Genomic DNA, 18,883 nt, shown 5'->3' with positions numbered 1-18,883 from the left:
AAAGTGCGGTGAATTTTTCACCGCACTTTTTAGTTTAACAAAAATGATTTATTCGACTTCGACCAGCACACCTTCTTGGTGAGGTTTCAATACACCGACCTCACTAAGCTCGATACCGGCTTTTTTCGCAATCTCTAAGATTTCCGCTTCACTTTCAGGTTTAACCGCAATCAATAAGCCACCTGAAGTTTGAGGATCGCAAAGTACCGCCTTTTGATAATCCGTAAGAGGACCGATTTTATGGCCATAGCTTTCAAAGTTACGATTGGTTCCACCTGGTACACAACCTTCAGCAATATAATCCGCTACGCCATCTAATAATTTGATTTTATCAAAATGCACAACCGCATTAAGATTTGAGCCTTCACAGATTTCAGCCAAGTGTCCTAATAAACCAAAGCCAGTGACATCCGTCATGGCGGTTACACCAGCAACTTCCGCAAATTGGCTACCAATCAGGTTCATTTGACACATGGCTGCCGTTGCTAAGCCTTGGTGTTCTGGTTTTAACTTGCCTTTTTTCTCTGCAGTAGTTAGCACACCGATACCTAATGGTTTGGTTAAATAAAGCTTACAATTTGCTTCTGCTGAGGCATTCCGTTTTACACGATCCGTTGCAATCACACCCGTTACAGCTAAACCAAAAATGGGTTCTGGGGCATCAATCGAGTGACCTCCAGCAAGGGAAATCCCCGCTTGATGACAAGCAAAACGGCCACCATCAACTATTTTCTGTGCCACTTCTGCCGGCAATTTATTAATCGGAAAACCTAAAATAGCAATCGCCATAATTGGCTTTCCGCCCATTGCGAAAATATCACTAATGGCATTGGTTGCGGCAATACGGCCAAAATCAAAAGGATCGTCCACAATCGGCATAAAGAAATCCGTGGTACTGATAATTGCAGTACCATTACCAAGATCATAAACCGCTGCGTCATCCGCTGTTTCGTTCCCGACCAATAAATTCGGATCGGTAAATTTTTCGATTTCTGTCTGTAAAATTGTCCCTAACACCTTAGGCGAAATTTTACAGCCTCAACCTGCGCCGTGGCTATATTGTGTTAAACGAATCTCACCCGTCATGCTAAATCCTTACTAAAATCACATACCTTTTAAACTAAAAGTGCGGTCAGAAAATTTGGCGTTTATGACGCCAACTTCTCCACTTTCGCTTGTTTAATCATATTATCGCTGACTTCCAAAATCGTAATTTGCAAGCCATCAATTTCACAAACTGTTCCTTCATCAGGAATATCTTCAAGATGCTCAAGAATCAAACCATTAAAGGTTCGAGCATCTTCTGTATCTAATTCCCAACCGAACATTTTATTTAAATCACGAAGATTTGCTGAGCCTTCAATAATCATTGAACCATCAGATTGATGCACCACTTCTTGCTCAATAGATGGCGCCATGGAAGTGGTGAAATCACCTACAATTTCTTCCAAAATATCTTCAAGTGTGACTAACCCTTTGATATCACCATATTCATCCACCACTAATCCAATACGTTCTTTTTTCGTACGAAAGTTAGCTAATTGCATTTTAAGTGGTGTTCCCTCTGGAATGAAATATACTTCATCCACTGCACGTAATAACGTTTCTTTTGTAAATTCATTCTTTTCTAATAATAGCCGGAAGGCTTCACGTACTCGTAAAATCCCTAGTACTTGGTCATCAAGACTGCCTTTGTATAAGACAATTCGGTTATGGGGTGCATGGTTGAGTTGACGCATAATGGCTTTCCAATCATCGTCAATATCGATTCCGCCAATTTCATTACGTGGCACCATAATATCATCAACGGTAACCGTTTCCATATCTAAAATAGAAAGTAGCATTTGTGGATGCTGTTCATCTGGCGTGGCTTCACCTGCTTCAGAAACGATACTTCTCAGTTCCTCACGACTAATCACCTGTTTTTGCAAATCGAGTTTTAATCCAACCATTCGCATTAAAGTTTTGGTAAAAATATTCATCAACCATACTAATGGATAGAATACTTTTAACAATAACGACAAAATGTGACTTGAAAATAATCCCACTTTCTCTGGGTGCATTGCCGCAACCGTTTTAGGAAATATTTCAGAAAAAACAAGCATCACAAAAGTTAATAAACCTGTTGCGATTGCTACCCCCGCATCACCATATAAACGCATACCAATCATGGTTGCAATAGCTGACGCACTGATATTCACAAGGTTATTAAAGATCAGAATGAAACTTAACAAGGTATCAGGCTTTTCAAGCAGTTTTTCTGCTTTTTGCGCGCCTTTATTGCCTTGTTCCGCCAGAAAGCGAAGACGATATTTATTAAGAGACAGTAGACCAGTTTCCGATCCTGAAAAATAGGCAGATAAAATTAAACAAATAATCAGTGTAATAAATAAAGTACTAAGGGGAATACTATCCAAGGGAAAATCCTTTTGTTCGTTAATCAACAAAAAGTGCGGTTATTTTTTACCGCACTTTTTACTTGTTTTTGATTTTTACTAAATCAAACGACTACTAAAATAGCCAATCGTGAGCAGAATGATACCCGAAATTGCGTAAATAATCATCCTTTTTCCACGCCAGCCTAGTCGCCAATGACCAAAACAAGCTATACCAAAACTAATCCAAGCAAGGAAAGAGAAAATTGCTTTGTGCAGATTTTCTAGGGTCACTGCTTGTAACACATGATAAGTACCCGAAATTAAAGTCAGTGTGAGTAAAACTTCTCCCATCGCAAATAAAAAGAAGAAATGACGTTCTACTGCCATCAATGGTGGAATTGCTGGTGAAAATTGGATTTTACGCTTTTTCAAATTACGGTCTAACCACACCAACTGGATCACATAAAGCGTTGCAATAAAACAAACTGCATAGGTAAACAGCGACAAGCCAATATGGAACAACATCAATGTATTTTGATTAAGCATTTGAATAATGTGGCTTGATAAGAATGTCGCAAAGATTAAGCTAATGATCGAAAAAGCATACACGATTGGTAAAACAAACCACATCGTGGAAACAAGAAACATTGAAAGCGTCGCTAAGGCAGCAATTTAAATGCCAAGATGGCGAAAAAGTGTTTAAAGCCTTATGGGATTTAGGAATTATTCTGCGCGACCAAAATAAAACGTTAAATTTACAAGACTGCATTCGTATCACCGTTGGCACAAAAGAAGAATGTGAACGTGTGGTTGAAGCCATCAAACAAATTAACTAATACACAGGAGAACAGCCCATGCAACCTATTCTTTTCATTGACCGCGATGGTACCTTGATTGATGAGCCAAAAACTGATTTTCAAATTGATAGCCTTGAAAAACTTAAATTCGAGCCGAACGTCATTCCGGCGATGCTGAAATTGAAAGAAAAATACCGTTTTGTGATGGTGTCCAATCAAGACGGGCTAGGCACGGATTCTTTTCCGCAAGAAGATTTCGACAAGCCGCATAACGCCATGATGGCGCTGTTTAAATCGCAAGGCATTGAATTTGACGACGTACTGATTTGCCCGCACAAACCGGAAGATAACTGCGCCTGCCGCAAGCCGAAAACCAAGTTGCTGAAAAAATACATCCAAAAAAACTTGTTCGATCCTGACCGCTCTTTTGTGATTGGCGACCGAGCTACCGACGTACAGTTGGCGGAAAATCTCGGCATTCGCGCACTGCAATATCACCCTGAAAAATTAAACAGGGATCTGATCGCAGAAAAACTGCTCGGCGACCCCATCAGCAACATCGGCAACCGCCCACCTCGCTACGCAGAAATCGCCCGCAAAACTAAAGAAACAGACATCAAGGTTCAAGTATGGTTGGACGAAACGGGCGTGAACCAAATCAGTACGGGTGTGGGCTTTTTCGACCACATGCTCGATCAAATCGCTACCCACGGCGGTTTCCGCATGAACGTACAATGCAACGGCGATTTGTGGATCGACGAACACCATACAGTGGAAGATACTGCCCTCGCTCTCGGGCAAGCATTGAAACAAGCCCTTGGCGACAAACGCGGCATCGCCCGCTTCGGCTTTGTGCTCCCGATGGATGAATGCCGCGCCGAATGCGCCTTAGATTTATCCGGCAGACCTTGGATCAAATTCAACGCCAAATTCAAACGGGACAAAGTGGGCGATTTCAGCACAGAACTCACCGAACACTTCTTCCAATCCCTTGCGTTCTCGCTACTCGCCACGCTACACTTAAAAGCCATCGGCGACAACGACCACCATAAAATTGAAAGTTTGTTTAAAGTGTTTGGGCGGACGTTGAGACAGGCGGTGAGAATTGAGGGGGAGGAGTTGCCGAGTAGTAAGGGCGTGTTATGATTTGTAGGGCTGGCCCTGTGCCCGTCCGAAATTACTAATTTTGAGAATTTTTTTAGAAATTGATCTTTTAAAACCATAAATAGGAAACTTAAAAATGCAAGTAGAGACTGAAATAGATGGGAAAATACGAGGATTAATAGAATCTGATATCAGTAAAAAATCTAATAGGAGATGTTGTAGTGCTCGAGGATTATTTGGGATAGAGTGCAGTAAAAAAATTATAGAATCTCATACGTTATCAAAAAGTGGTTCTTTAAAGACAATTATGAATAAACAAAATAAAGTATGTGGGATTAATTTAACCTTTAATGCTTTAGAAAAAAATGGTGGCTATTTTGATATTTCTGAGTTTGGTATAAATAAAGCATCTACTTTTAAGGGATTTTGCTCTGAGCATGATAAAAAATTATTTTCTATCTTTGAAGATAGTCCCATTATTCCCACTAAGGAACAATTATGCATGCTATCTTACAGAGGTATATGTAGGGAATTGTATACAAAAGAAAATGAATCAAATACAGGATTATTACATAATATGTGTGATTTTTCTGTGTTTTCTGATTCTCCAATATTACCTATAGTAAAAAATATAATCTCAAAGAGAGATGAACTGTTGGGTATAGGATTAACAGAAATTAAAAATACTTATCATGAATTAAATAATATTATTTCAAATAATAGGTTTGACGATCTTGAATATTTCGTAATAAGTTTATCATATCCGTCAAAAGTGCTATGTAGTGGTGCAATTGTTCCAGATAGGGATTTTAATAATAAAATTCTTAAAGATTTATCTAATAAAAATGAAAAGGCGGAACATCTTTTTTTTAATATTATAAATTATGAAGATAGAGGTATGTGTATTTTTTCTTGGATTAAGAAAGAAGAGAATAAATATTTCTATGATTTTATTAAGACATTAGTTCAGCGGAAGCATAGAATTGAAGATAATCTTGTGAATTTTGTATTTTCTTATTTTGAAAATACGTACTTTTCTCCTGATTGGTGGAAGGGGCTTACAGAAGAGAAAAAGAATGAAATACAAAGAAAGATAATGGAATATGACGGATGTCATAATTTGGCTGAACATAAGATAAAAAATTATTTAGCTTTTAAAATAGATAAATATAATTATTTAAAATAAGTGAGATTTACAGTGACCAATATCACAATCATCAACACCGGCTGCGCTAACCTCTCCTCCGTCAAATTCGCCTTTGACCGCTTGGGTTATCGCGCTGAAATTACGCGAGATATTCACAAAATCCAAGCTGCCGATAAATTGTTGTTGCCCGGTGTGGGCACGGCGATGGCAGCGATGCGGAATTTGCAGGAGCGCAAGCTAATTGATTGCATCCGCAACGCCACCCAACCGATGCTCGGTATTTGCTTGGGTATGCAGCTGATGACCAAATTTTCTACCGAAGGTAATGTGGCAACGCTCGGCTTAATGAACGGGCAGACGAATCTTATCCCTGACAGTGGGTTGCCGTTGCCGCACATGGGCTGGAACAAGGTGCGTTATATGCCAGACCATCCGCTGTTTGCCGGCATAGAACAATACAGCCATTTTTATTTCGTACACAGCTACGCCGTGCAACCCAATGAAAACACAATTGCGACAAGCTGTTACGGCATGTACTTCTCCGCTGCCATTGCCAATAAAAATTTCTACGGCGTACAGTTCCACCCGGAACGCTCGGGCAAAAACGGCGCGATGTTGTTGAGGAATTTTGTGGAGAATATTTGATTTTTCGATCGGGGTCGGAAAGTTGAGATAGTGTAATTGCCGTTTCTTTCCGCCTAGGGTAACAAGTTACCCTAGGTTAAGCATAATTCTACCCTGTTAGGGTAGTAGTTAGAGGAAAGAATGAGTTATACACGTTTGTTTTATCATATTATTTTTCGAACTAAACACGGTGTTCATGCTATTAATGAGGAAAATGAACAGGTTTTATACCGTTATATTTGGGGATTTGTAAAGGAACATAGCTCTATTTTATATCGAATTAATGGGATGCCAGATCATCTTCATTTATTTGTAGAGCTACACCAAACAATTTCAGTTGCTGAATTTGTGCGTAAATTAAAGAAAGCAACACATCTATTTTTAGACGCAAATAAAGACTTATTTCCTGATTTTACAGCATGGTCTGTTGGATATTGTGCATTAAGTTATGGTGAATTAGAGAAAAATAAGATCATCAACTATATTAAAAATCAAAAGGTACATCATCAGACAAGCGATTTTAAAAATGAAATGAAAACATTATTTCAAAATGAAGGAATTAAATTTAATCCCACGTTTTTTGAAGACAATCTATAACTGCCCTAACGGGGCAGAATCATGCCTAACCTAGGGGTAACTGGTTACCCTAGGCACATAAGACAGCCCAACAGGAGGATAGAAAATATATGCAATCCATCATCCCCGCCCTCGATCTTATCGACGGGCACGTTGTCCGCCTGCATCAGGGCGATTATGCGCAACAGACCACTTACAGCGATAATCCTATTGAGCAGTTCGCAAGCTATATTCAACAAGGCGCGCAGCAGTTGCATTTGGTGGATTTAACCGGTGCGAAAGATCCGTCCAAAAGGCAGACCGCACTTATCGGCAAGATTATCGCCGCCACACAAAGCAAGATTCAGGTGGGCGGAGGGATTCGTACCGAACAGGACGTCGCTGATTTGCTGGCGGTGGGCGCGAACCGCGTGGTGATTGGTTCTACGGCGGTGACACAACCCGATATGGTACAAGGCTGGTTTAACAAATATGGCGCGGAGAAATTCGTGTTGGCGTTAGACGTGCGCATTGAAAACGGGCAGAAATTGGTGGCGATTAAAGGTTGGCAGGAAACCAGCGCGCTGCCCCTTGAAAACGTTGTGGAAAACTACCGCACTTTTGGCTTGCAACATGTGCTTTGCACCGACATTTCCCGCGACGGCACACTGGCGGGTTCCAACTGCATCTTTACCGTGAAGTGTGCGCTAAGTTTCCGGACGTGCAGTTCCAGTCTTCCGGCGGCATCGGTTCGCTAGCGGATATTGAAGCTCTCAAAGGCACAGGCGTGGCGGGCGTGATTGTGGGTCGCGCGTTGTTAGAAGGCAAATTTAATGTAGCGGAGGCAATCGAATGTTGGCAAAACGGATAATTCCTTGTTTGGACGTACGCGACGGGCAGGTGGTGAAAGGCGTGCAGTTTCGTAATCATGAAATCATCGGCGACATCGTGCCGTTGGCGCAACGTTATGCGCAGGAAGGCGCGGACGAGCTGGTGTTCTATGACATTACCGCCTCTTCGGACGGTCGCACCGTGGATAAAAGCTGGGTGGAACGCGTGGCGCAAGTCATCGACATTCCGTTCTGCGTAGCGGGCGGTATTAAAACCATCGCAGACGCGGAACAGATTTTTGCTTTCGGTGCAGATAAAATCTCCATTAATTCTCCCGTCCTTGCCGACCCTGATTTAATTTCCCGCTTGGCAGAACGTTTCGGTGTGCAGGCTATCGTGGTGGGCGTTGACAGCTGGTTCGAGCACGAAACGGGCAAATATTGGGTGAACCAATACACCGGCGATGAAAAACGCACCCGACAAACCAATTGGCAGCTGTTAGATTGGGTGGCAGAAGTACAACAACGCGGCGCAGGCGAAATCGTGTTAAATATGATGAACCAAGACGGTGTACGTAACGGCTATGATTTAGCGCAACTGAAACTGGTGCGCCAAGTTTGCCATGTCCCGCTTATGGCCTCCGGCGGCGCGGGCGAAATGGTGCATTTCCGTGATGCTTTTATTGATGCCAACGTGGATGGCGCTTTAGCCGCGAGCGTGTTCCATAAGCAGATTATTAATATCGGCGAATTGAAGGATTATTTGGCACGGGAAGGCGTGGAAGTACGGCGATAACACAAAAAAGTGCGGTCGTTTTTGGACGTGTTTTTTGTATTGAATTTTATTTTTTTTGCTCTTAATATTCTTCTTGCCAGTTGGTTTTTTGTTATAGCTTTAAGGAGACAATTCTATGGATAAAAAAGATAAATTTCATTTTGAAATTTTAAAACGAAGTGCATTAGGTGATCAAAATGCATTTGATAAAATAGCGTTAGCATTTGATTTTGACGAAAGTCAAATTGATACACTATGCGATGTCCTTGAGGAATTTGAACAAAAAGAGTTTCGTTATGGTGAATTGGAACAGCGATTGAAAGAAACTTTAGGGTTGAATTACCAAAATCTTAAATTAATTATTCATTATCTATATGAAGATCATAGATATACAGATGTAATTGGTTCATATCTAAGAAGTAATAAAGATATTATGGGTAATCTCTCTATAGAGTATAATTCTATTGCGAAAGAACTTGGTATTTAGAGTAGGAATATAAATGAAAAAACAAGAAATCAACTGGCAAAAAATCAACAACCTCCTCCCCGTTATCGTGCAACACGCGACGACGTGCGAAGTGCTGATGCTCGGGTATATGAATCCGGAGGCGTTGGAGAAAACCTTGGCGGAGAAGAAAGTAACGTTCTTTTCCCGTACGAAGAATCGCCTGTGGACAAAGGGGGAAACCTCAGGACATTTTTTGAATGTCGTGGATATGAGCTTGGACTGTGACAATGACACCTTGTTAATTTTAGCCAACCCTATCGGCGCAACCTGCCATACTGGAGAAGACAGTTGCTTTCATCGATTTCACGCCTGTTTACCGGGCATGAATCATAAGAAAATCCAACGTTTAATGCGAGAGCTTGAACTTCAAGTGCGGGTAAGAAAAAGCAAAAAATTGACGACTTATCGAGGGACGATTGGCCATATCGCGCCCAATCATCTAGAACGCCATTTTAGTGCTACCAAGCCGAACCAAAAGTGGGTAACGGATGTGACCGAGTTTAAAGCAAAAGATGGTAGTAAAGTCTAATTATCCCCAATATTAGATTTATTTAACAATGAGATAGTCTCATATACCCTCAGTTATTCCCCAAACTGGGCACAGGTGGAGAAAATGTTAAAGATAGCGGTTAAGCGATTAAATAAAACAAGTGGTAGCATTTTACATTCAGACCAAGGCTGGCAATATCAGATGGCGGCTTATCGTCAAATTCTTGCTGAGCACGGCATCATACAAAGTATGTCAAGGAAAGGAAACTGTTTGGATAATGCCGCAATGGAGAGTTCCTTTGGACGATTAAAAACGGAATGCTTTTATGGTTGGGAGTTTAATACACGAGAGGAGATAGTTAATGCGGTAAGGGATTATTTGGATTACTATAATCATCGACGGATTCAACTAAAATTAAAAGGACTGAGTCCGATACAATATCGTCTTCAGTCCTTATGTGAATAGTCCAGATTTTTGGGACAGATCAGGCGTTTATTTATTCGAACCCTCTGGGTGCAGGCCAATTCTCTGATGGCGTTCTTGCAATTTTGCAATCACATCCGCCCATGCCTGTCCTTGATGGTGCAACAACACGGTTAAGTGATAGACCAAATCCGCCGCTTCGCTGAGGGTTTCTGGTTTATCTTGTGAAACGGCAGCTAGCGCCGTTTCTACCGCTTCTTCTCCCACTTTTTGGGCGATTTTCTTAATGCCTTTGCTGTGCAGTGTTGCAGTGTAAGAGCTAGCCGGATCGGAGTTTTTCTTATCTGCTAAATGTTGTTCAAGCTGGGCGAACCATGTCCAATGGCTGGTGCCTTGTTGGGTAACCCGTCGGTAACCGTAATCAGGATGCTTTACTTTAATCTGGATAATCGCGGCTTTAAGTCCTTTATCCTTATCTGGCTTAACCTGGCGTCGAGCAAAAAACGTACTGCGCGCTAAGCCTGCAATACCTAATAGATATTTTAGGGGATAATAGTCTCTTAACTTTTGGATAATTTCCGCTGCCTTGCTTCTTCCTGAAGTCTGAGCTTTCTCAACTCCTTTAGGTAAGCGACCTCCGCTTCAAGCTATAAAATTCTCAGGCGCAAGCGGTCTTCTTCTGTTTTGGGTGGAGGAGGCATTCTGGCATATTTAGGTTTCATTGGCGGTCGTCCTGATGGTTTATAAGGAATAAGCCCTTTTATGCCACTTTTTTTCAAAGCGTTTCAACCAGGTTCCGACTAATGTGTCAGAGGGGATATTGTAAAAACGAGCGGCTTCTCGAATGCTCATTTTTCCTTTTAGAATAGGTTGAAGGACCTGTAATTTAAATGCTATTGTGTAGTGTTTACCCATAAAAAATCTGCACCTCAATTGTTGGTTGTTTAGTCCAACTTTTGGGTTGCAGATTTTTACCTGTTCTTTGATTCTTGCTAAATCAAACGGCTACCAAAATAGCCAATCGTGAGCAGAATGATACCCGAAATTGCGTAAATAATCATCCTTTTTCCACGCCAGCCTAGTCGCCAATGACCAAAACAAGCTATACCAAAACTAATCCAAGCAAGGAAAGAGAAAATTGCTTTGTGCAGATTTTCTGGGGTCACGGCTTGCAACACATGATAAGTACCCGAAATTAAAGTGAGTGTCAGTAATGCTTCCCCCATCGCAAATAAACAGAAGAAATGACGTTCTACTGCCATCAATGGCGGAATAGCTGGTGAAAATTGAATTTTACGCTTTTTCAAATTACGGTCTAACCACACCAATTGGATCACATACAACGTTGCAATAAAACACACCGCATAGGTAAAGAGCGACAAACCAATATGGAATAACATCAAGGTATTTTGATTCAGCATTTGAATGATATGGCTTGATAAGAATGTTGCCAAAATCAAACTAATGATTGAAAACGAATATACTATTGGCAAAACAAACCACATGGTAGAGACAAGAAACATTGAAAGCGTTACTAATACCGAAATAATTACACTCATTAAGGAAGCTATTTCCAGTAGTGTAAATGTTTTCCCTGATACTAAATGCTCTAATAGCGGCAAAGTAGTAATAACATGCAGTACGATTGCCGAAAGTGAGGTTAGAAAAAATGGAACTTTACGCTGGCTCAACTTTCCTTCTGATGAATTCATCAAAAACGGGGCAATCAACAATAGACTAAGAATGTAAAAAATAATCGAAAAAAGGGCAAACCACATAATGCATTCTCTTTACTAGGAATTATTCTTATTTTAACGGATCTTTTCTGTAGATCGCTAGAATTTTATTTGAAATGATGAAAAACGCCCAAATTTCGGTATAATCACGACAATTTTTAAAAAAAAAACAGGATTTAAAATGTTTGAGAGTTTATCGGATCGACTTTCCAAAACGCTACGCAACATTAGCGGGAAAGGGCGTTTAACTGAAGATAATATTAAAGAAACCCTACGCGAAGTGCGTATGGCATTGTTAGAAGCTGACGTTGCTTTACCTGTCGTACGTGAATTTATCGCTAAAGTAAAAGAAAGCGCGTTAGGCGAAGAAGTCAATAAAAGCTTAACACCTGGCCAAGAATTCTTAAAAATCGTTCAGAGCGAACTTGAAAAAGCCATGGGTGAAGCCAATGAGAGCTTAAACCTCGCAACACAACCACCCGCAGTTATTTTAATGGCGGGCTTACAAGGTGCGGGTAAAACCACCAGCGTAGGTAAATTAGCAAAATTCTTACGCGAACGTCATAAAAAGAAAGTCCTTGTAGTCTCTGCCGACGTATATCGTCCTGCGGCAATCAAACAGCTTGAAACCTTAGCTCAATCTGTTGGCGTGGATTTTTTCCCATCTGATGTTAAACAAAAACCGGTAGAGATTGCAAAAGCAGCACTTGCTGACGCCAAACTCAAATTCTACGATGTTTTAATCGTGGATACGGCTGGTCGCTTACACGTTGATAGCGAGATGATGGATGAAATTAAGCAAGTTCATGCGACATTAAATCCAATCGAAACTCTCTTCACCGTTGATGCAATGACCGGTCAAGATGCGGCAAATACAGCAAAAGCCTTCAATGAAGCCTTGCCACTTACTGGGGTTATCTTAACCAAAGTGGATGGGGATGCACGTGGCGGTGCGGCGTTATCGATTCGTCAAATCACCGGCAAACCAATTAAATTCCTTGGGGTGGGCGAAAAAACAGAAGCCCTCGAGCCATTCCATCCTGATCGTGTAGCGTCGCGTATTTTGGGCATGGGTGATGTGCTTTCCCTTATCGAAGATCTTGAACGTTCTGTGGATCGCGAAAAAGCGGAAAAAATGGCACAGAAATTCAAGAAAGGCGATGATTTCACCCTAGACGATTTCCGTGAACAACTCCGTGAAATGAAAAAAATGGGCGGTATGATGTCGATGCTTGAAAAATTACCGGGTGCAAAAAACTTACCGGATCATGTCAAAAATCAAGTAGATGACAAAATGTTCATCAAAATGGAAGCAATCATTAATTCCATGACCTTAAAAGAACGTGCTAATCCAGACATTATCAAAGGATCTCGCCGTCGTCGTATTGCATTAGGTTCTGGCACACAAGTGCAAGATGTGAATAAGTTACTAAAACAATTTGACGAAATGCAACGTATGATGAAAAAAATGCGCAAAGGCGGAATGGCGAAAATGATGCGCGGCATGCAAGGCTTAATGGGCGGAGGCGGTTTAGGTGGCCTCAGTGGTTTAGGCGGCATGTTTAAACGTTAATTTGTTTATAAAAATCAACCTATAAAATCAAATGGATCAATAAACAATATTCTGAGTTCTGTATGACACAGAACTCGTTCTTTTGACTTAGAATGAATTTATTTTTGAGAACCAGTGCGGTCAAAAAATTGACTGTTTTTTGACTTCTCGACAAAATATTCATCGCTACTTACTTCAATGAAGCAAAAACGCCCGACTCTACAAGATATTGCCGACCATCTAGGCATGACTAAAATGACGGTAAGCCGTTATTTACGTAATTCTAATTCTGTTGCGAAAGAGACTCAGAAACGTATTGCGGTGGCAATTGAACAGTTTGGTTATATTCCTAATCGTGCGCCAGAAATTTTGTCTAATGCAAAGAGTAAAGCGATTGGTGTACTGCTCCCCTCCTTAACAAATCATGTATTTGCAGATGTATTAAAAGGCATTGAGCAAGTTGCCGATATTGCAGGTTATCAGACGATGCTTGCACACTATGGATATAGTGTAAAAAAAGAAGAAGAACGTATCGAAAGTTTACTTTCCTATAATGTGGATGGATTAATCTTATCTGAAAACTACCACTCTTTACGTACCCTTAAAATGATTGAAATCGCCAATATTCCAGTCATTGAAATCATGGATAGTTCCCAACCTGGCATTCAACAAGTCATTGGTTTTGATAACGTTGCTGCGGCACAAGCTATGGTAGAAACCATGATTCAGCGTGGTTATAAAAATATCGTCTATTTCACAGCAAGAATGGATAAACGAACCCAATTAAAAATGCAAGGTTATGAACAAGCCATGAAAAAATATGGGTTAGAACCTTATAGCTTGATTACTGAAGCCGCATCTTCTTTCACATTGGGTGGAAAACAGCTACGTAAAATTTTAGAAGAACGTCCTGAAACAAACGGTGTCTTTTGTACAAATGATGACTTAGCAATTGGTGCATTATTTGAATGCCAGCGATTAGGTATTGCTGTGCCTCAACAGATTGCAATTGCAGGGTTTCATGGACATGACGTAGGCTTTTCGGTCACACCTCAGCTCGCAACGGTTATGACTCCTCGTTTAGAAATTGGCAAACTTGCCGCACAAGAATTGTTAGTAAGACTCAATAATGAGCCACTAAAAGAGAAAATAATTGATCTAGGGTTTAAAATCCATTTAGGTGAAAGCATATAAGCTGTGCGATCAAAAAAATACCAACATTTTGACCGCACTTCTTTTACTTTAGATCAGAGGTTTTAATACCTCAACACAACGTTCAATTACTTGCTCAAAACTTCCAGAAATATCCACATGAATAACATCTGATTCATCTTGACCTGGCACTTCCAGCGTCTCAAACTGACTTTTTAGCATATCAGTTTTCATATAATGCCCTTTACGCTGTTTCATGCGCTCAAGTACCAGTTCAAAAGAGCCTTCTAAAAATAAGAACTTCACATTTCCATTTCCTTCACGAATGAGATTGCGGTATTTTTTCTTTAGTGCAGAACAAATAATGATCCCCACTTCACTTTTTCGTTCTAGACTAAATGCTGCATCACGAATACGCTCCAACCAAGGTGCGCGATCTTCATCATTTAACGGATGCCCCTCTCCCATTTTGATGATATTCGCTCTAGGATGAAGATCATCACCATCAATTAACTTTATTCCTAAACGATGAGCCACCTCTGTTCCTACGGAGGTTTTACCCGTACTTGATACGCCCATTAGAATAAAACTTTTTCCCATATTTTCTTGTTTATGACTCATCATACACCTCTGCAAATTTTCATTTACCATACTCTAATTACAAACAAAATGTTACTGGTAACATTTTATTTTGTGATTAATATCACAAAATAAATTCATAATCATAATTAACCGCACTTTTAAAGATAAAAATTATGTGAATGAGATCACAATTTTGAAAAGTCATCGTTTACCAAATGTTAAATCAAGCGTATGTTACGGGTAACAATTCTATTTGGAGAACAACCATGCTCATTGCAATTATGATCGTAGCAATCTTATTGCTCCTTTTACTTATTATTAAATTCAAAGTTCATGCTTTTGTGGCATTAATTATTGTGAGTTTACTTACCGCTCTGGCGGCTGGGATTCCGGTGGAAAAAATTCTGCCAACCTTGCTTGGTGGATTTGGCAATACGCTTGCGGCAGTTGCCTTATTAGTAGGTTTAGGTGCAATGATTGGTCGGCTTCTTGAAATTACTGGCGGAGCAAAAGTGCTTGCCGACACGTTAATTAATAAATTTGGTGAGAAAAAAGCACCACTTGCATTAGGTATTGCTGCATTACTCTTTGGTTTTCCTATTTTCTTTGATGCAGGCCTTGTCGTAATGCTACCTATCATCTTCAGTGTCGCAAAACGGTTTGGTGGTTCTGTCTTACGCTATGCTTTTCCCGTTGCAGGAGCATTTGCTGTAATGCACGCTTTTTTACCACCACATCCAGGCCCTGTTGCATCTGGTGATTTATTAGGCGTGAACATTGGTTTATTGGTCATTGTTGGCTTAGTTTGTGCAATTCCAACATGGTATATTGGGACTTACTTATTTAGTCTATTCATCAGTAAAAAAATTCACGTTGATTTACCAAAAGCATTCTTAAATGCCGTCGCAATCAGTGAAACCTCTGTGCAAAATCCGCCAAGCTTTACCCGTGTAATAACGATCTTATTACTACCTATTCTTTTGATCTTATTAGACACGGGTTTAAACACATTAAGCGTGGCAAAAATAATTGACGGTTCACAAACCTGGGTTGAAGCACTGCGCTTAATTGGTAAAACGCCTGTTGCCTTACTAATCACTTTAATTATTTCCATTTTGTTATTAAAAGAACAGCGTAGCTATGAACAAATTGAAAAAATTTGTGATAATGCCTTAGGTCCAATTTGCTCTATCGTGCTCGTTACTGGTGCAGGCGGAATGTTTGGAGGTGTATTACGTGCCAGTGGTATTGGTGATGTATTATCTACGATGCTTTCCAATACCGGAATGCCAATCATTGTTGCCGCTTTCGTTATCGCCATGGTAATGCGTGTCGCACAAGGTTCTGCAACTGTTGCTTTAACTACGGCTGCTGCACTAATTTCGCCTACCGTTGCTGCGGCAACTGACTTGAGCCAATTTGATCTTTGCTTCATTGTAATCGCTATTGCATCAGGTGCAACAGTGCTTTCTCACGTAAATGATTCAGGTTTCTGGCTGATCAGCCGTTTCTTAGAAATGGATACAAAAACGACATTAAAAACGTGGACATTACTAGAGACATCTATCGGTATTGTGGGCTTTATTATTGCATTAATTGGAAGCCTGCTCTTCTAATCTTTGAATATCACTTATTCACTGAAATTATTCATTCTCGTTCTGAGCCTTGCTACAGCAGGGCTCAGCCGCTCACATGCCTATTCCACTGCTAATTTTACCGTTCACTTGTTCGGGGAATTAAAGCTTAAATCTTGTCTGCATCACTCAAAAAAATAAACAACTTTTTCAATTAAATTTTTCATTACCATAGTAAATTACTCAGTTTTAGGTAATATTTTGATTGCACAATACCATATATAATTACTCAGGTATTTTACCTTGCGTAAAATGTCGCTTTAGATGAACATTCTTAGCATGTAATCATCGAGCATCCAATTTTATAATAATCTAGGAGTGATAAAATGGGACAGTATAAAAAGTTCTGGTACCTATTAGTCGCCGTATTAATTGGAGCATTCTCCATTCTCGGTTACTATGGGTTTGAAGTGTATCGTGAAGCACCACCAATTCCGCAACAATATGTTTCAGAATCAGGTGAAAAAGTGATTACTCACGATGAAATTTTACATGGTCAAACTGCTTGGCAAACCACTGGTGGTATGCAAGTAGGTTCTATTTGGGGGCATGGTGCATACCAAGCGCCTGACTGGACTGCAGATTGGCTTCACCGTGAATTAACTAACTGGTTGGATATTACAGCGAACCAAGAATTTGGTAAAAACTTTGCTGATTTAAATGATGAACAGCAAACGTTATTAAAAGCGCGTTTAACCAAAGAATATCGTGGTAGCAAAGTTGAAAACGGTACTGTTGTGCTTTCAAATACCCGTTTAGCGGCAATGGAAAAAACTGCACAATACTACATTTCTTTATACGGCGATGATCCTGCCACTAAAGTCACTCGTGAACACTTTGCGATGAAGGATAATACCCTCCCTGACTTACAAGCACGTAAAGACTTAACTAAATTCTTCTTCTGGACAGCATGGACTGCCTCTGCAGAACGTCCAAATACAAATGCAAGTTATACTAACAATTGGCCACATGAGCCATTAATCAATAACGTGCCAACACCAGAAAACGTGATTTGGTCTATTGCGAGTGTGGTATTCCTCATTGCAGGTATTGGTTTTGTTGTATGGATTTGGTCATTCAAAAAACGTGAAGATGAAAAAGAACCACCAATGCCTGAGTTCGATCCACTCACAAAATTACAACTTACGCCTTCTCAACGCGCATTAGGTAAATATCTCTTTACGGTGCTTGCATTATTCTTACTGCAAGTGAATTTAGGGGCGATTGTTGCTCACTATACTGTTGAAGGTCAAGAATTCTATGGTATTGATATCTCTCAATACTTACCTTATTCATTAGTGCGTACATGGCATATTCAAGCGGCATTATTCTGGATTGCAATGGCATTCTTAGCTGGCGGTTTATTCCTAGCACCGATCATCAATGGTGGTAAAGATCCGAAATTCCAAAAATTGGGCGTGGATGTTTTATTCTGGGCATTAGTGGTATTAGTCGTCGGTTCATTCACTGGTAGCTATTTAGCAATTGCACATATTCTTCCAGAAGAATGGAGCTTCATGTTCGGTCACCAAGGCTATGAGTTCATTGACTTAGGTCGTTTCTGGCAAGCGGTGAAATTCGCAGGCATCTTATTCTGGTTAGTCTTAATGCTTCGCGGTACAGTGAATGCATTCAAACAACCTGGTGATAAAAACTTATTGGCATTATTCTTCGCCTCAGTAATTGCGATCGGTTTATTCTATGGCCCAGCATTATTCTATGGCGAGCACACTCACATTTCTGTGATGGAATACTGGCGTTGGTGGGTAGTTCACCTATGGGTAGAAGGCTTCTTTGAAGTATTCTCTGTCGCGGCACTCTCATTCATTTTTGTAAGTTTAGGTTTAGTTTCACGTCGTACTGCAACTGTGGCAACCATTACTGAAGCGGCGTTATTCTTAATCGGTGGTATCCCTGGTACGTTCCACCACCTATACTTCGCAGGTGCAACTACACCAATTATCGCAGTAGGTGCGTCATTCTCTGCACTTGAAGTGGTTCCATTAGTGTTATTAGGTCATGAAGCTTGGGAACACTGGGAAATGCAACAAAAAACACCTTGGATGGAACGTTTAAAATGGCCTCTTTACTGCTTCGTAGCCGTAGCGTTCTGGAATATGTTAGGTGCTGGCGTATTTGGTTTCTTAATCAACCCACCAATTTCGCTTTACTATATCCAAGGCTTGAACACCACTGCCGTTCACGCTCACGCAGCATTATTCGGTGTGTATGGTTTCTTAGCGTTAGGTTTCGTGTTCTTAATTGCTCGTTATTTACGTCCAGATACACCATTTAACGATAAGTTAATGAAATGGGGATTCTGGTTATTAAATGGCGGTTTAGTATTAATGATCGTATCAAGCTTATTACCAATCGGTATTATTCAAGGTTATGCAAGTATCTCTGAAGGCTTATGGTATGCACGTAGTGAAGAATTTATGCAACAACCATTATTCGATACCTTACGTTGGGTTCGTTTAGGTGGTGATGTAGTATTCATCTTCGGTGCACTCGCCTTCTTCTGGCAAATCTTTACGATGATTTTCTTCAAACCGAAAAATAGCTAGCCTCCTCATCACATAAAAGCAACCAAAAT

At 40.4% G+C, this 18,883-nt stretch carries 15 protein-coding genes and 6 pseudogenes; 14 read left to right on the top strand and 7 right to left on the bottom strand.

Annotated elements, in window-relative coordinates:
• Positions 1-48: 48 nt before the first annotated feature.
• The 3 genes and pseudogenes from selD to ACXVWB_RS04650 form a co-directional block, all read right to left on the bottom strand.
• Positions 49-1,086 carry a selenide, water dikinase SelD gene (gene selD, locus ACXVWB_RS04660; RefSeq protein ID WP_289901389.1) on the bottom strand — a complete coding sequence of 346 codons (1,038 nt, stop codon included), beginning with the start codon at positions 1,084-1,086 and terminating at the stop codon, positions 49-51.
• Positions 1,087-1,148: 62 nt separating this feature from the next.
• The gene (locus ACXVWB_RS04655) at positions 1,149-2,417 is read right to left on the bottom strand and encodes an HlyC/CorC family transporter (protein WP_128787046.1); all 1,269 of its coding nucleotides are present in this window, start codon (positions 2,415-2,417) and stop codon (positions 1,149-1,151) included.
• Between the two features lie 78 nt (positions 2,418-2,495).
• Positions 2,496-3,050, bottom strand: a pseudogene (locus ACXVWB_RS04650) (cytochrome C assembly family protein); the annotation flags it as partial.
• A gap of 2 nt (positions 3,051-3,052) precedes the next feature.
• Here ACXVWB_RS04650 and ACXVWB_RS04645 point away from each other — a divergent pair.
• From ACXVWB_RS04645 to ACXVWB_RS04600, 10 genes and pseudogenes are all read left to right on the top strand, one after another.
• Positions 3,053-3,214: pseudogene (locus ACXVWB_RS04645) on the top strand (histidinol-phosphate transaminase); the annotation flags it as partial.
• 18 nt (positions 3,215-3,232) lie between these two features.
• Positions 3,233-4,321 carry a bifunctional histidinol-phosphatase/imidazoleglycerol-phosphate dehydratase HisB gene (gene hisB / locus ACXVWB_RS04640; RefSeq protein ID WP_128787045.1) on the top strand — a complete coding sequence of 363 codons (1,089 nt, stop codon included), beginning with the start codon at positions 3,233-3,235 and terminating at the stop codon, positions 4,319-4,321.
• Positions 4,322-4,415: 94 nt separating this feature from the next.
• Entirely contained in the window at positions 4,416-5,465 is a 1,050-nt protein-coding gene (locus ACXVWB_RS04635) for a cytoplasmic protein (RefSeq protein WP_118790648.1), read from the top strand.
• Between the two features lie 12 nt (positions 5,466-5,477).
• The gene (hisH, locus tag ACXVWB_RS04630) at positions 5,478-6,071 is read left to right on the top strand and encodes an imidazole glycerol phosphate synthase subunit HisH (protein ID WP_289901391.1); all 594 of its coding nucleotides are present in this window, start codon (positions 5,478-5,480) and stop codon (positions 6,069-6,071) included.
• A 120-nt stretch (positions 6,072-6,191) separates the two neighbouring features.
• Positions 6,192-6,647: an IS200/IS605 family transposase gene (tnpA, locus tag ACXVWB_RS04625; RefSeq protein WP_289901392.1), complete on the top strand. Its 456-nt coding sequence runs from the start codon at positions 6,192-6,194 to the stop codon at positions 6,645-6,647.
• A gap of 89 nt (positions 6,648-6,736) precedes the next feature.
• Positions 6,737-7,377: pseudogene (locus tag ACXVWB_RS04620) on the top strand (1-(5-phosphoribosyl)-5-[(5-phosphoribosylamino)methylideneamino] imidazole-4-carboxamide isomerase); the annotation flags it as partial.
• 80 nt (positions 7,378-7,457) lie between these two features.
• Entirely contained in the window at positions 7,458-8,231 is a 774-nt protein-coding gene (gene hisF / locus ACXVWB_RS04615) for an imidazole glycerol phosphate synthase subunit HisF (RefSeq protein WP_128787042.1), read from the top strand.
• 115 nt (positions 8,232-8,346) lie between these two features.
• Entirely contained in the window at positions 8,347-8,697 is a 351-nt protein-coding gene (locus ACXVWB_RS04610; protein ID WP_128787041.1) for a hypothetical protein, read from the top strand.
• A gap of 13 nt (positions 8,698-8,710) precedes the next feature.
• Positions 8,711-9,022 (top strand): annotated as a pseudogene (gene hisI, locus ACXVWB_RS04605) (phosphoribosyl-AMP cyclohydrolase); the annotation flags it as partial.
• An 18-nt stretch (positions 9,023-9,040) separates the two neighbouring features.
• A pseudogene (locus tag ACXVWB_RS04600) lies at positions 9,041-9,673 on the top strand (IS3 family transposase); the annotation flags it as partial.
• Positions 9,674-9,700: 27 nt separating this feature from the next.
• Here the strand turns inward: ACXVWB_RS04600 and hisE are convergent.
• The 3 genes and pseudogenes from hisE to ACXVWB_RS04585 form a co-directional block, all read right to left on the bottom strand.
• Positions 9,701-10,012: pseudogene (gene hisE / locus ACXVWB_RS04595) on the bottom strand (phosphoribosyl-ATP diphosphatase); the annotation flags it as partial.
• A 360-nt stretch (positions 10,013-10,372) separates the two neighbouring features.
• Complete coding sequence (locus ACXVWB_RS04590; RefSeq protein ID WP_458485219.1) at positions 10,373-10,483, bottom strand: helix-turn-helix domain-containing protein; 111 nt, start codon at positions 10,481-10,483, stop codon at positions 10,373-10,375.
• Between the two features lie 140 nt (positions 10,484-10,623).
• Entirely contained in the window at positions 10,624-11,409 is a 786-nt protein-coding gene (locus ACXVWB_RS04585; RefSeq protein ID WP_049356959.1) for a cytochrome C assembly family protein, read from the bottom strand.
• A 139-nt stretch (positions 11,410-11,548) separates the two neighbouring features.
• Here ACXVWB_RS04585 and ffh point away from each other — a divergent pair, with 139 nt between their 5' ends.
• Together ffh and gntR are read left to right on the top strand one after the other, a co-directional pair.
• Positions 11,549-12,940 carry a signal recognition particle protein gene (gene ffh, locus ACXVWB_RS04580; RefSeq protein WP_289901393.1) on the top strand — a complete coding sequence of 464 codons (1,392 nt, stop codon included), beginning with the start codon at positions 11,549-11,551 and terminating at the stop codon, positions 12,938-12,940.
• A 177-nt stretch (positions 12,941-13,117) separates the two neighbouring features.
• Entirely contained in the window at positions 13,118-14,113 is a 996-nt protein-coding gene (gene gntR, locus ACXVWB_RS04575) for a gluconate operon transcriptional repressor GntR (RefSeq protein ID WP_289901394.1), read from the top strand.
• Between the two features lie 48 nt (positions 14,114-14,161).
• On the opposite strand, the gene ACXVWB_RS04570 is transcribed toward gntR, so the two are convergent.
• Positions 14,162-14,692, bottom strand: a complete 531-nt coding sequence (locus ACXVWB_RS04570) for a gluconokinase (protein ID WP_289901507.1) — start codon at positions 14,690-14,692, stop codon at positions 14,162-14,164.
• Between the two features lie 227 nt (positions 14,693-14,919).
• Here ACXVWB_RS04570 and ACXVWB_RS04565 point away from each other — a divergent pair, with 227 nt between their 5' ends.
• Together ACXVWB_RS04565 and ACXVWB_RS04560 are read left to right on the top strand one after the other, a co-directional pair.
• Complete coding sequence (locus ACXVWB_RS04565; protein ID WP_049356964.1) at positions 14,920-16,269, top strand: GntP family permease; 1,350 nt, start codon at positions 14,920-14,922, stop codon at positions 16,267-16,269.
• Positions 16,270-16,613: 344 nt separating this feature from the next.
• Positions 16,614-18,854 (top strand): nitric-oxide reductase large subunit, encoded by a 2,241-nt coding sequence (locus ACXVWB_RS04560; protein WP_049356966.1) that lies wholly within the window; start codon positions 16,614-16,616, stop codon positions 18,852-18,854.
• Positions 18,855-18,883 lie beyond the last annotated feature (29 nt).

Source organism: Haemophilus sp. SZY H53, from assembly GCF_054332375.1.
Note: the sequence above shows the minus strand (reverse complement) of the source record. Positions and strands in the feature narration are given on the sequence as shown.